We start from the raw sequence: 14,149 nt of genomic DNA, 5'->3' as shown, positions 1-14,149 counted from the left end.
ATCAAAAAACAGCATTGTAACAAGTTTCCTAAATATTGACAGACTTATGCGTTTAACTCAGGTAGAACTGCACCAAGCCTGCTTGAATAAACGTTGAAATGTATGAAACTGCCTCTTTCATTTTTTATAATTCTGATTGAGTCTGATTCTCTGCTTGGCATCGCGGTGGCGACCATACGAAAAGGGGAACGACCGCTCCGCTCTCCTTTTCAATCCCCAAAGCGCCCTACTCAGTGAAAGCATAAATCATCAGTTTTGTGTTTACAGTCAATACCTGCCGATATTCGTCCATGAAAAGCGGCAGTCTTCGCCATCCATGGTTTAGCTTGACTGACACTTTACAAAATTGAGGTTTATTCACTGAGATGGGATTTGGAGTACTTGGTAACAAGTAGCCGCCTAACAACCAAAAGCTCTTTGCTTGTTAAGATAACCACAGCATCAACAATCTCTAAGTCTGCTTTAACAAACACTAAAAGAATGAAAGTGTTCACGTATGTTTATCATGACTCTGTATGGGTGCAGCTTATTAGACAATGCAGGTGCATATTGTCCAGATATGTCATCAGCGTCTTGACTTTAAAGAGCTTCGATAACACTTTAGTGAATTGAAGAAGTCGTTTGTTAGCAGCGCTGGGAGATTCCAGAGGAAAAAAGAGTGGAGGTAGTCTTACTCTGGCTTATAGATATCGTCGCCACTGCAACAAAACATTTAAATTGACTATTATCCCATTTATTATATTGAAATCGAGCCTGTAACAGATTTTGTTACAGAGTCTATCCCATTTTTTTCTCAATTAATTGTAGTAGCTGCGCATTTAACATAGCTAATTCGGCTTCCATGCTCTTCGTCCTTTCTTCATCACCATTTCTGCGCTCTTGAGCTATTTCTGCGATTAATTCGGCGATCTTTTCTTGCAACTCAGCAATTTTTTCATCTACTGTCTTTTGTTTTTCACCATTAGTCCCGCTAACCTCTTCTTGCCCTAGTATTTTTCTCATTGCTGCTTGATTTTTATCATTAGTACTTTTTTCACGCGCTTCTTCTGAAATGGTGACTTGATCCGTTTTTAAGTGCTCTGAGGAGGATGTATTTATTTCAGCGGAAACCTTCATAGGTGCCGGTTCGGAAGCTGAAATTTTTTCCTGATATGCTGGCGCAATAGTAGCTTGCAGTTGTTCTGTACGTAATTCCATTTTTGTTCTATCCCTAATAAGATTATTTACTATTTCTCTGTATCGGTATAAAACTAAAGAACTTAAATATTATCAAAAAGTTTAACATTACTTAATGTCGCAGTGGCGACTCCATTCAAAGGGGCGAACTCCAATGTTTTACTCTGTTTGATGCATGCAACTTTAGCTTGAGTTTAATTCCCCGCTTGACGTCGCGGTGGCGACCACACCCAAAGGGGCGTTACACGCCAAAAGCCCCTTTGGAATCCCCGTGGCGCCCACTCAGCTAAAACTGAAAGTTAAATTCTTGCAGTTATCGATTCCTGACGAATGCTCATCCATGCGCAACGTCAGTTCCAGCCATCCATGGCTGTCATCGATTAACTGCTGATCAAAATTAAACTTTCAACGCTGTGATGGGATTGGAAGATTTTGGATGCTCTGTTTTATTAAACTAATAGTAAAGTTTTTGATTAGTTAAAAGTAACAGATCTGCTTAAACAAACCCTGAAATGAAAGAAAGTGTTCACGTATGTTCATCATGGATGATGAACAAAGCGTTGTCGGCACATGACGACAGAATGTACCTTATAAGACAATGCAGGAGCATATAGTCCTGATGTGCCATCAGTGCCTTTACTTGAAAGAACTTCGATAACACTTGAGTGAATTGAAGAATACGTTTGTTAACAGCGCCGAGGGATTCCAAAGGGAGGAAGCCAGAGTGGAGGTAGTCTCACTCTGGCTTCTAGATATAGTTGCCACTGCAACAAAACATTTAAATTGACTCTGAGCCCATTTATTTTCTAATTATTTACCTTAGTGACCAACGTTCCACAACTTTTAGCATGTGTCATTGCAGCATTTGCTCCTTTTTTCAGTAAATGAATAAAGACAACCGACTCCTTCAGATCATCAGCTAGATAAGCCGATTGAGCATTTTCTAATATAACTTCAGCCGTATAATAAGCATCATCACAATCACAGCTATCAGCAGCATTCAAAATAGATTGAGCATTATATTTTAGGTCACTAGCAATATCACTGACTTGGTCAAAATCATTTGAGTCAAGGGCAAAATTTGCTTTAATAATAAGTTGATTTATTGATTCTACTGCAAGAGTACAATCATTTGCTCTTACAGGAGATACAGAGATAAAAATAAAAATTGTAACAAGTAGTATGGCTTTTATTAACGGTGATTTATTCATTATGCATTTTCCCATATTTTGGTTTTGTTATAGTGTGCTTAAAAAACAATCGACTAACTAATCTTTTAACATAGCCACAATAAACTTTCAACACATATAAGATAAACTGTCAAACAACTAAAGGTAACTACTTGTAACATAACGTAACAAGCTATATAGGTATTAATGAATACAATGGATTTTAAAAGATGAGAAGAATGTAACGATTTTAGATGTTTGGCCTTCCTAGGTTTTGCTAGGTACCACACCAGAAATATAATGCATTGAAAATGAGTGTCTTAAGATCTCCAGTTTTAATTGACCATTACAAAATGTTAATAAGGGTATCGCCACTATGGCGTCTCGGTGGCGACGGCACGAAAAGAGGAACGACCGCTCCGCTTCCCCCCTTTTTAATCCTCAGAGCGCCCAACTCAGCAGAACATTCAGCTTTCAATTTCAACTAGCGTAAACCATAACTCCTGCCGCTAAGCTCATAATATAAGTCATCCCTGAACAACGGCAGCCCTCGACGTCAGGACAATATGCTCCTGATGTGCCTTCACTGCTGTACGACGAAGATATTATGCTGAATGTGAGATTACGTTTGATTTAGCAGCGCCGAGGAATTCCAAAAGACTTAACTTAGGTGTAGCGCGTGAAGGCCCCTTCTCTTTTGCGTGTCGTCGCCACCGCGAAAAGTCATTTAAATTTACTCTACACCTATTTATTTCACTGAAGTATTTTTAACTATCCATTGGGTAAAAGCTAAGGCTCACTTCTACCACATTGCTGACATTAGCCATTTATATGAAATAGTATATTTGGATTAGGTTTTGTATCGATAATCCTAATTAACGTTGACAATAATCGCGAAGCGATGGCTAACATTTGCGTATTCTGTAGAATTACTTGTTATATTTATTTGGAAATATGTATATTAGTTGCGATGCATTTGTCTGCTACATCAGCCCAAAGTCCGCCTACTTGTTTACCTGTAGTAAGTGCTACTAATGACACACTAAGTATTCTATTTAGGTGGTCATCAGTGAGTCCGCCTTCTCCTATAACAAATGATAGAGTGGTACATTCATGTAGCTTAGGAGATATATCAATGTCAAGTTGTGCTTTATAAGGCCTTTGATCATATACTTTTGTAATTGTGTAACCAGAAGTCCAATTTCTAGCATGCAATGAGTAACTCGAGATGATCAACAAAAGGAGTATAACTCCAGAGTATATTTTGATTTTCATATTTATCCTTATGTATAAATAAAACAGTATATTATGTAGACGGCTCAGAAACTCCCATCTACTCGATTTCTTTGAAGTATACCACCCCCTCTTAACCTCAAGGGATTAGTTCTGTTTTTTTAGTTGTTTTAACAACTTAACGTGATTAATTGAGTGCTCGATGGATATTACTGAGAATTCCCAGTAGTATCATAAAAACATTAGAAATTATATTGCAAAAACACTTGAAGCTAATGTCGGCAATGCGCACAAAGTGATCATTACAGCCACAAAAAATCGAACCTCTTCTTCTTCGCTTTTTTGTTTAAAGCTCTATTTTTTAAGAACAAGTTATTAGGATGGCCTAATAACTTGTTAAGGTTAATATAGCGATTACTTGTTAAAATTCGCATGTAAAAAGCCAGTAAAAACACTAACTGGCTTTTGTGTTAAAGCGGGGGTTATTAAATTAAAATGTGATTAGTGATATTAAAATACTTGTACTAAAATATCATTCAATAAATGCTGAGATGAGCTAAAAGAGCCACCATATGAATCTTTATATTCAACAGACAGAATTATTATTGTTCCATTCGGATCATTGATTTCTTCAATATTAAGCCTGATAGGAGTTATATTATTAGTTTGACTACCATTATTGGGTAGTGGCAAAAAGAATGTTTTTGTACCATGTCCCATCCAAGTCGCTTCAATTTCAAAACCATGTTCATAGCCCGGAATAGGCATATTTAGAGGATCAGGGCTGTAATGACCTATTCTATCTTTTAAGGAGAGAATCAGTTCTTTTCCGTTAACGTTTAAAGTTGCTTTATCCACAAGCTTTTTTGGTGTTTTATCTATTAGATTCCCATGGATTACCGCCAGTTCTGTTCCTCCTGCAAATGTTAATTCATCAATATTTGAAGTATATTCAACAACTTTTAATCTGACGGTAAAATTGTCGGGCTGGTCGAAATTTACGTTTTCAACAATCACCAATAATTTTCTAAAAACCCATGCATCTTCAACTACTGCAATATAATAACCGTTAACGTTTCTAAAATTAGTTACATCAAGGGTACTAGCATTGTTAAATTGCAATGTGAGTTTTTCAATTATTTTTTGATTACCCATACTGCCGGTTACGATATCTGTAACATGCATACTCGCGTATGTCGGCTGAGATAAATCTAAGGTAGGAAAAGAGAACGAGCTTGGTGTGCTAGTTAAAAACTCACTCCCGTAAAGTGTATCGGCTGCTTGAGCATAAAGCGCACTGCTTGTTAACAATGCACAAAGTGAAAGTTTAAGTATATTTTTCATTTTATAATCCTTTATAAAAAGCCAAATTGGCAAGCCAAAGTTACCCTATAAGTATTTCTCTTACCAGATGTTTGTAAACTTTATGACAAATTAAAACAGGGGATATCTACAATAAAGTCACGAGGATAAACTAAAACAAAAAAAACGAGCCTAAGCTCGCTTTTTATTAGTTTATATCAACTAGTGATCATCAAAAAATTAGTCCATATAACTTTCAATTGAAGGACAATTACAAACCAAATTACGATCCCCGTATACATCATCAATAGGGTTAACCGTTGGTTAGAATTTGTTGACTGCAGCGATTTTTACTATACCAGTCACAATAAAGACTCCTTATCAAACTTAACCATAATGATAAGTCACTTAGCCTTGTTAAGGCGACGCATATTTAAACTAAATAGAGCAAAAACAAATAATAAAATTATTTTGGGTTCTGGAATGCTTGGTACAGGACCTGTAGGGGCGCTAGCAGCAACTAAATTAGTTGGGTCTGTAAAATTCATAGTTAAAGTATTCCATGCATCAGAATAACCATCTTGTGCAGTTGCCTTCATATCTGAAATTACAAAAAAAATATCACCTGGGTTAACATCAAAATTTAATACACCAGCTTCATTTACATCAATGCCATTTCTAATTCTCATACTTGCAACAGCAGCAAACTCAGTACCTAATTCATATAGGAGGTCAAAATTTGGGTAATAATCAAGCTCTGCGCCCATAACTATGCCGGTATTAGAGCTAATATAAGTTTCATCATTAGCTGTATTTTCCATACTTGAACCATGTAAATTAAGATTTATGCTAATGGTTTTATAGCTAGGTCCTGTATATTTATACCTTTGTACAGCATAAGCATTAGCTACTCCTGAATAATTAGCAGAAGCAGTTGACTTGACTTTTAAATTTGGCAAATAGGTGCTACCAGTTAAGTCTGACAATGCACTAGCTGATGAACCACTTCCATTAATTGTAGACTCGGCTGAGGCTTGCATTTCACCGCCATCAAAAGTAGAGCTATAATTGGTACAATAAGAAGAACATTCGGCAGTTGTAGTATCAACAAGTGTTAGATAGCCAGTCATTAAGTTTGCTTGTACTGAAAAGCTCATTACACACGTTGCGGCTATAGTGAACAACCCTTTATAAGATAACAACTTTATTTTATTCGTTTTTAGCATTACATTATTCCATTATTGAATACAAAAACGGGATCATTGCACATTTTACACCAAGTAACTTAACCCCTTTAATTACAGTAACTTAATTAAGTTTTAATTGTCTTTTTATAAAATTCAATATTCCGTGTAAAATTTATTGACAAAAAAACTCTTCAGTATTATCCGCACACACTATCAGAATAAATGCGACAGCATTAGGCGAGAATAGTACAACAGAAATTTTTGTTGCTAGTCCAAAAGAGTTAACACAAAAAGATGTAATCAAAATTAACTTGCCAACAATTAGATCTAAAAATCTAGCTATTGTAGACCCTAACGAACAGTGGTTTATCATTCAAAACGCTGAATCAAATATATTGATGATGCCACAGAAAGATTTTATGCAAATTAATTTACTAAGTTTACCTATAATCAATACAACTGGGTTTACTTGGTTGGATGGTGTGAAAACAGAACAAACTATTTTTAAGAAAACGGGGAAGTATAGGATTTATTTTGCTGATAATTTAGAAACAGAAACTGAAAACACCTTCAATTTTTCTGCTTGTATTACAGTAAAATAACCTTTCATAATTGAGCAGGGAATTTGGTTCCCTGCTTGGCATCGCGGTGGCGACTACGCCCAAAGGAAAATAATTAGGGTCAGATACACTTTATACTTAATGCGTACCCGACCGATTTATTCTAATTCTGCTCTCCCCTATCTGCTCTGCCCCTATTTATTACTTTTTATCTATCACTTCCCCCTTTTACCGACGCAACAAGCTGTATTGCCTTACTATAACTTATTGTTTAGTATACTGTAAAAAGCACTAAGGGATAACAAATGCCAAGTTCAAAGCTAAACATTCGCACTATGCGCCAAGATGAAGTTGCTATTGCCCTTGAGTGGGCAAAACAAGAAGGCTGGAACCCTGGTATCAATGACGCTGAACTATTTTACCAAGCAGATCCTAACGGCTTTTTTGCTGGAGAAGTTGAGGGTAAGCTAGTAGCTGTGGGCAGTGCGGTTGTGTATGACAACAGCTTTGCTTTTTGTGGCCTCTATATTGTTGCCCCTGAACATCGTGGCAAAGGTTATGGACTTGAGCTTACCAAGCATCGGCTTAACTATTGTGCAAACCGTAATATAGGCATTGATGGCGTATTAGAGAACGTTGAAATATATCAGCGTATTGGTTATTTACCCTTTTATCAAAATAAGCGCTATCAGTTTACTGCCTCTGCTACAGTCTACGACTCAACAAGTATTAGCAGCATAACTGCTGATGATATGCCTCAGCTCCTCACTTATGACAGACAATGTTTTCCTGCTCCAAGAGATAACTTTATTAAGGCTTGGGTAACTCAAGCGAACGGCAAGTCAGTATTATTTAAATCTAACGGTAAAATTCAAGGTTTTGCTGTCAGGCGTCAATGTAGTGAAGGCTACAAAATAGGCCCTTTATTTGCGGATAATATTGATATAGCCAAGCAATTACTAACTGCTCTACAAAATGATATTTCTGGGGAGAGTGTCTTGCTAGATGTACCTGAAAACAATAATGATGCTGTTAACCTTGCCGAATCGATCGGTATGACTGTTATCTTTGCCACTGCAAGAATGTACCAAAAAGGCCTACCTGATATTTGTAATGAAAAAATCTTTGGTATCACTACCTTTGAGTTAGGATAATTTCCTCTGACGGAAGCTATCCGACATTGAAACTGTTTAAAGATTGATCTAGTAGGCATTTTTACCACTGAGCAATCCTAATTCAGTCTTGAAATAATGAGTAAATAATTAGAGGCAGTTACACTTTATTCTCACTGTGTACACGACCGATTTATTCTAATTATAAATCGGCACTGACCCCATTTAATGACATTCCTGTTATAAATCTCTTGAAGAGTATTTATAAGCTGACTTATCATCAGGCCAACCGCTTAACGGGAAAGGGTATCTATCTGAGTTTACCGTTAAAAAATCATTAATTTGGTAAATATAGTTATTTAAACTTTGACCAAATAGTTTTAAAGCTGCATTGGGGTTACCTGTTATTAATAACGAGAAAAATTGAAATACTGCAATTAAGGTAACCATAAAACGGGCGAAACCACCGATAAAACCGAAAAGTATCATAAAGAGTCCTCGAATCCATACGCTGGTACTTTTCCAATTTTTTGTTTCTGTAGAATTAATATCTCGCATTATATACCTCTGATTAACTTCATTTTTTTGTGACTAGTTACTTATAAGCAAAAACAAAACCAACTATTTAACTCTATGTTTTTTATGAAGTTAAACTTTATTGCTTTTAACCTTTTTGTTAAAATAACTAATTGTCGGTCTATTTGACTAATTAACGTTTTTTATTAAGTCGTTGATTTTTAGGTTCATACGTAAACGTATAGGGATCACCGCTCCCCTTCTCAATCCCCAGATCGCACACTATTTATCTTTCATGTGATTAATTGAACGGCTTGGCGTTTATTTCTCTGTTTGTCGTCGCGATGGCGACCACACCTAAAGGGGCGAACTCCAATATTTTACTCTGTTTGATGCATCCAACTTTAGCTTGAGTTTAATTCCCTGCTTGACGTCGCGGTGGCGACCACACCCAATGGGCGAACTCCAATGTTTTACTCTGTTTGATACATCCAACTTTAGCTTGAGTTTAATTCCCTGTTTGACGTCGCGGTGGCGACTGCACCCAAAGGGGCGTTACACGCCAAAAGCCCCTTTGGAATCCCCGTGGCGCCCGCTCAGCTAAAACTGAAAGTTAAATTTTTTGCCGTTATCGATTCCTGACGAATGCTCGTCCCTGCGCGACGTCAGTTCCGGCCATCCATGGCCGTCATCGATTAACTGCTGATCAAAATTAAACTTTCAACGCTGAGATGGGATTGGAAGATTTTGGATGCTCTGCTTCATCAAACTAATAGTAGAGCTTTTGATTAGTTAAAATACAAGCTCAGCAAGCGCTAAGTCTGCTTGTTCAAACGCCGGAGTGAAGCACAATATTCACGTATTGCCATCATGGATGATGGCAAAAGCAATGTGGCACATGGATGTGCCTTCATTGCTGTTACGTCGAAGATATTGTACTGAATGTAGGATTACGTTTGATGCAGCAGCGCCGGGGGTTTCCAAAGGGGTCTCGGCGTTTAGCCCCCTTTGGGTGTCGTCGCCACCGCGACAAGTCATTTAAAGTGTACCTGACCCCTTTATTGCTGTCTCGGGTCGAGGTCTACCTTTGCTCGTTGGTGATTGAATTGCTGAGGTGGGATTTGGAATGTTTGGTAATCACCCACGATAATAATGAGCATAAAATTTTTAACTCGTTAGAAATGACACAAGATCAACAAGCGCCCTGTCTGCTTCTTCAAACGCCGAAGTGAGGCACAATATTCACGTATTGCCATCATGGATGATGGCAAAAGCAATGTGGCACATGGATGTGTCTTCATTGCTGTTACGTCGAAGATATTATGCTGAAAGTAGAATTACGTTTGATGTAGCAGCGCCATGGGGTTCCAAGGGGCTTTTGGCGTGTAACGCCCCTTGGGTGCCGTCGCCACCGCGACAAATCATTTAAACTAACTAATAACAGCTTTTTTACTTTCCCTCGTAGTTCCCAAAAACTCTTTATAACTAGCTTTGGAAAGCTTTAACCAATTAGGCTGGCTAAGGCTTTTAATAAACCAATCTATAAATTTTTGCGAGTAGCGAGGTCTGCCATCTATATCATAGTGTAAGTCAGACTTCTTACTCACTTTCACTTTATACTTATGCAGTACAGCCTGAAACGCGCCAGTTTTAATATTAACAATATTTTGATTTTCGTTAATTAAAATTATAGCTTCCTTGGTGTGATAAGGATGGGATATATCTAAATCTACAGTTTTATGAATAATAACTGCTTTATCTCCTTCCTCTCCAACTGTCAGTGACACATCACTTTTATCTTTCCGTTTAACTAATGCGAGCCTGTAATCAATGGGAATTGAAAACTCATTAGAATCACATTCTTTTGATGATGCAGTGAAAGATTTAATAAACCTATCAACAACCTCCGCAGTAAGCTCTCCGTATTGTTTTTGAATAACAGCTATTTCAGTTTCCGGACCATCAATCACCAAACTCAACATACCTACACTTTGTCCAGAAAGAGGAGCATTCCCCATTTCATTTCGATAGCGTGTTTGATAATTTATCACTGTCGCTTGAAATAACCGCGACAACTGGGGCTGAAGTTCAGGGATAAGAAGATGAATAGCTTGATCGCGAAGTTCTATTAGCTTCTCTATATTCTTTCTAACAGGATCATTTTCTTGTAACCGCTTCTTTAGAGCATCATTTAAAGAAATACTTCTGTCTTCACTATAAAAAATAGCTGAATAACCATTACTGATAAGTAACTCAGCCTTTAACAGTAACTCCCATGCATTAACCATCATAATGGTAAAGGCTTCAACTCGATTCTTCAGGCTTGGTCGGTTATATACCTCTAAAGCCAAAATAAAACCGTCAAGGCTTCTCTCTATGAGTTTATCGTGTAGCCTTTTTTCTGGGGTGATTAACTTAGGTTTTACTGATTGCCTTAACATATCTATAAATTGTTCATTTGATAACTCAAGTACACCTTCTGCTATATATTTATTTCTTCCCGTATCTTTAAATATGCATTTACCAATCAACTTTTCATTAAAGTATTTACTTATAGTATTCTTAGGATAACTAGTTCGCTCAGAAACCATGTCTGTTGAAAAAGTTAATCTATTCGTTTCAAACTCTCTTAAAACGTCTGCTAACTCAATTTGATTGTTAACCCTGACCATTCCATTGCCCTCATTCACTCTACTGTTTAGATATAACAAACATAACCTTTAGAAAACAAAAAAGCGAGCCTAAGCTCGCTTTTTATTATTCTATATCAACCAGTTACTAGTCCATATAACTTTCAATTGGAGGACAACTACAAACCAAATTACGATCCCCGTATACATCATCAATACGGTTAACCGTTGGCCAGAATTTGTTAGCTGCTGCTGCCGGTACTGGGAATACTGCTTCTTGAATTGTGTAACCACGATCCCAAGTATCAGTAATATCAGCAAGCGTATGTGGAGCATTCTGTAATGGGTTATCGTTTAATGCCCATTCACCTGACTCAACTTTACGTACTTCATCACGAATACAGGTCATTGCTTCGATGAAACGGTCAAGCTCAACTTTAGACTCTGATTCCGTTGGTTCAATCATGAACGTGCCCGCTACAGGGAACGACATAGTAGGTGCATGGAAACCGTAATCAATTAAACGTTTTGCGATATCAACTTCAGTAATACCTGAGGTTACTTTAAGTGGACGTAAATCGATAATACATTCGTGCGCAACACGACCATTTTTACCTGTGTATAACAACGGGTAGCTTTGGCTTAGTTTAGTTGCCATGTAGTTAGCGTTAGTGATTGCATACTTACTTGCATCAGTAACACCTTTTTTACCTAAAAGAGCAACGTAAAGGTAAGAGATACATAAAATACCGGCACTACCGTATGGAGCTGCTGATACTGCGCCATTACCTTTAGTTTCTTCACCAACGTTAATTAACGCATGGTCTGGTAAAAATGGTGCTAAATGTGCTTTAACGCCGATAGGCCCCATACCTGGACCGCCACCACCGTGTGGAATAGCGAAAGTTTTGTGCAAGTTAAGGTGAGAAACATCTGCGCCGATATGGCCAGGTGATGTTAAACCTACTTGCGCATTCATGTTCGCGCCATCAAGGTAAACTTGACCACCGTTGTTATGAATGATGTTACAAATTTCTGCAATTGTTGTTTCATATACACCGTGCGTAGACGGGTAAGTGATCATGATACAAGCAAGGTTGTCTGCTAACTCTTCAGCTTTCGCTGTTAAGTCGGCCATGTCAACGTTACCTTCTTTGTCACAATCTACTACAACAACTTTAAAACCAACCATTTGCGCTGTTGCTGGGTTAGTACCATGTGCTGAAGATGGGATTAAACAAATGTTACGATGTGAATCACCACGGCTTTCGTGATACTTGTTAATTGCGATTAAACCTGCGTACTCACCTTGAGCACCAGAGTTAGGCTGCATAGACATTTTGTCGTAACCCGTTAATTCTACTAACCAGTCGGCTAGTTCATCAATCATTTTCTTGTAACCAAGTGCTTGATCAACAGGCGCGAATGGATGCATGTTTGCAAATTCAGGCCATGATACTGGGATCATCTGCGCGGTTGCATTTAACTTCATGGTACAAGAGCCAAGAGAAATCATTGAATGGTTCAATGCTAAATCTTTGTTCTCAAGTTTTTTGATATAACGAAGCATTTCTGTTTCGCTGTGGTACGAGTTAAATACTGGGTGAGTTAATATTGCTGACTCACGTACTAAAGACGCTGGAATTGAAGAATGATCTAATGCAATCACAACATCATCTAAATCACTAACAACCAGACCGTGACCTTCACCTAATAAGATATCGAAAAGTTGTGCTACGTTGTCACGGGTAGTGGTTTCATCTAACGAGATAGAGATTTGACCAGCAACATCAGTGCGGAAGTTAACACCAGCAGTTAATGCACGTGCTACCACTTCATCTTTGTTAGCTAACTTGAATGTAAGTGTATCGAAGTAGTTAGCATGCTTAGCAATTAAGCCTTTGCTTGCTGTACCTAAACATAAAATGTCAGTTAAACGATGAATACGGTTAGCAATAGTTTTTAAACCTTGAGGACCGTGGTACACCGCGTAGAACGCTGCCATGTTGGCTAGTAATACTTGCGCTGTACAAATGTTTGAGTTGGCTTTTTCACGACGTATATGTTGCTCACGTGTTTGCATAGCCATACGTAGTGCGTTGTTATCACGTGTATCTTTTGAAACACCGATAATACGACCTGGTAATGAGCGTTTGTACTTTTCAGATGTGGTGAAGAATGCCGCGTGTGGACCGCCGTATCCCATTGGTACACCAAAACGTTGTGTTGAACCAATAACTGCATCTGCGCCTAATTCACCCGGAGACTTTAATAATACTAAGCTCATGATGTCAGCAGCAACCGCAACGATAGCTTTTTTCTCATGAAGTTTAGCAATTAAGTCGCTGATATCAGTGACTTCACCGCTTGCACCAGGGTATTGGATAAGGGCGCCGAAAACATCGTGATCTGCTGCCTCTGCCGCAGGAGCAACGATAATGTCAAAATTAAACATTTGTGCACGTTGCTTAACAACGTCAATTGTTTGTGGGAAAACATCATCTGAGATAAAGAATAAGTTTGATTTTTTGTTTTTAGAAACACGTTTGGCTAATGCCATGGCTTCTGCTGCAGCTGTAGATTCATCTAATAATGACGCTGAAGCTAGCTCTAGACCAGTAAGGTCGATACACATTTGTTGGAAGTTTAATAATGACTCTAAACGACCTTGGGCAATTTCTGGTTGATACGGCGTATACGCTGTATACCAACCTGGATTTTCTAACACGTTACGTAAAATAACGTTTGGCGTTAAGGTACCGTAGTAACCTAAACCAATGTAAGTATCGTTCACTTTATTTAAGCTGGCAACGGCTTTTAAATCAGCTAATGCTTGAACTTCTGTTTTACTTTCTTCGATGTTTGGCAAATCAGCAAGGCGAATATCACTCGGCACGATTTCATCAATTAAGGCATCAACCGACTCTGCACCTATGTCATTTAACATAGCTTGAGTTTGTGATTCATTAGGGCCAATGTGGCGACGGATGAAGTCTTGCGTTTGCTCTAACTCAGTTAATGAGTTAACAATTACTTTTGAAGTCATAACAGTTTCACTTAAATAAAATTTACTAAATACAAAATAAAAGAAAGCCTCATGTTCTTAATAGAAGAAAGAGGCTTAATATTAGATAACTATTTTAGCTATGCTAATCAATGTTTAGGCAGTTTTGTCTAACACTGAACAGTAAAGCTAAATAATCATTTTCATAAACAGTCGGCTTTTAGGCAAGGCGCTGAAGTTATGAGTTTACTGAGCTTAGT

General features: G+C 37.9%; 10 protein-coding genes. 2 read left to right on the top strand and 8 right to left on the bottom strand.

Going from position 1 to position 14,149, the window contains the following annotated elements; translation table 11 throughout:
• Positions 1–777: 777 nt before the first annotated feature.
• The 5 genes from GAB14E_RS0123115 to GAB14E_RS09405 form a co-directional block, all read right to left on the bottom strand.
• On the bottom strand, positions 778–1,197 hold the full coding sequence (locus GAB14E_RS0123115) for a hypothetical protein (RefSeq protein ID WP_052093756.1): 420 nt from the start codon (positions 1,195–1,197) through the stop codon (positions 778–780).
• A gap of 785 nt (positions 1,198–1,982) precedes the next feature.
• Positions 1,983–2,387 (bottom strand): hypothetical protein, encoded by a 405-nt coding sequence (locus GAB14E_RS09390; protein ID WP_033082781.1) that lies wholly within the window; start codon positions 2,385–2,387, stop codon positions 1,983–1,985.
• Between the two features lie 900 nt (positions 2,388–3,287).
• On the bottom strand, positions 3,288–3,620 hold the full coding sequence (locus GAB14E_RS09395; protein WP_033082780.1) for a hypothetical protein: 333 nt from the start codon (positions 3,618–3,620) through the stop codon (positions 3,288–3,290).
• Positions 3,621–4,088: 468 nt separating this feature from the next.
• Complete coding sequence (locus tag GAB14E_RS09400; protein WP_033082779.1) at positions 4,089–4,922, bottom strand: hypothetical protein; 834 nt, start codon at positions 4,920–4,922, stop codon at positions 4,089–4,091.
• Between the two features lie 362 nt (positions 4,923–5,284).
• On the bottom strand, positions 5,285–6,106 hold the full coding sequence (locus GAB14E_RS09405; RefSeq protein WP_033082778.1) for a hypothetical protein: 822 nt from the start codon (positions 6,104–6,106) through the stop codon (positions 5,285–5,287).
• A gap of 272 nt (positions 6,107–6,378) precedes the next feature.
• Here GAB14E_RS09405 and GAB14E_RS09410 point away from each other — a divergent pair, with 272 nt between their 5' ends.
• Together GAB14E_RS09410 and GAB14E_RS09415 are read left to right on the top strand one after the other, a co-directional pair.
• Positions 6,379–6,669, top strand: coding sequence for a hypothetical protein (locus tag GAB14E_RS09410; protein ID WP_033082777.1), 291 nt, complete (start codon positions 6,379–6,381; stop codon positions 6,667–6,669).
• A 263-nt stretch (positions 6,670–6,932) separates the two neighbouring features.
• Complete coding sequence (locus GAB14E_RS09415; protein WP_033082776.1) at positions 6,933–7,781, top strand: GNAT family N-acetyltransferase; 849 nt, start codon at positions 6,933–6,935, stop codon at positions 7,779–7,781.
• 198 nt (positions 7,782–7,979) lie between these two features.
• Here GAB14E_RS09415 and GAB14E_RS09420 read toward each other — a convergent pair whose 3' ends face one another.
• The 3 genes from GAB14E_RS09420 to gcvP form a co-directional block, all read right to left on the bottom strand.
• Positions 7,980–8,297 (bottom strand): DUF4389 domain-containing protein, encoded by a 318-nt coding sequence (locus GAB14E_RS09420; protein WP_052093755.1) that lies wholly within the window; start codon positions 8,295–8,297, stop codon positions 7,980–7,982.
• A 1,388-nt stretch (positions 8,298–9,685) separates the two neighbouring features.
• Positions 9,686–10,945, bottom strand: coding sequence for a DUF3644 domain-containing protein (locus GAB14E_RS0123110; RefSeq protein WP_197061211.1), 1,260 nt, complete (start codon positions 10,943–10,945; stop codon positions 9,686–9,688).
• A gap of 88 nt (positions 10,946–11,033) precedes the next feature.
• The gene (gcvP, locus tag GAB14E_RS09425; protein WP_033082775.1) at positions 11,034–13,931 is read right to left on the bottom strand and encodes an aminomethyl-transferring glycine dehydrogenase; all 2,898 of its coding nucleotides are present in this window, start codon (positions 13,929–13,931) and stop codon (positions 11,034–11,036) included.
• Positions 13,932–14,149: the final 218 nt, after the last annotated feature.

This window comes from Colwellia psychrerythraea, from assembly GCF_000764185.1.
GTDB lineage: Bacteria > Pseudomonadota > Gammaproteobacteria > Enterobacterales > Alteromonadaceae > Colwellia > Colwellia psychrerythraea_B.
This window is presented reverse-complemented; position numbering and strand designations above follow the sequence as displayed.

Coding starts and splice junctions, on each gene's coding strand:
- GAB14E_RS0123115 (WP_052093756.1), bottom strand. CDS start 1,197: ATGGAATTACGTACAGAACAACTGCAAGCTACTATTGCGCCAGCATAT.
- GAB14E_RS09390 (WP_033082781.1), bottom strand. CDS start 2,387: ATGAATAAATCACCGTTAATAAAAGCCATACTACTTGTTACAATTTTT.
- GAB14E_RS09395 (WP_033082780.1), bottom strand. CDS start 3,620: ATGAAAATCAAAATATACTCTGGAGTTATACTCCTTTTGTTGATCATC.
- GAB14E_RS09400 (WP_033082779.1), bottom strand. CDS start 4,922: ATGAAAAATATACTTAAACTTTCACTTTGTGCATTGTTAACAAGCAGT.
- GAB14E_RS09405 (WP_033082778.1), bottom strand. CDS start 6,106: ATGCTAAAAACGAATAAAATAAAGTTGTTATCTTATAAAGGGTTGTTC.
- GAB14E_RS09415 (WP_033082776.1), top strand. CDS start 6,933: ATGCCAAGTTCAAAGCTAAACATTCGCACTATGCGCCAAGATGAAGTT.
- GAB14E_RS09420 (WP_052093755.1), bottom strand. CDS start 8,297: ATGCGAGATATTAATTCTACAGAAACAAAAAATTGGAAAAGTACCAGC.
- gcvP (WP_033082775.1), bottom strand. CDS start 13,931: ATGACTTCAAAAGTAATTGTTAACTCATTAACTGAGTTAGAGCAAACG.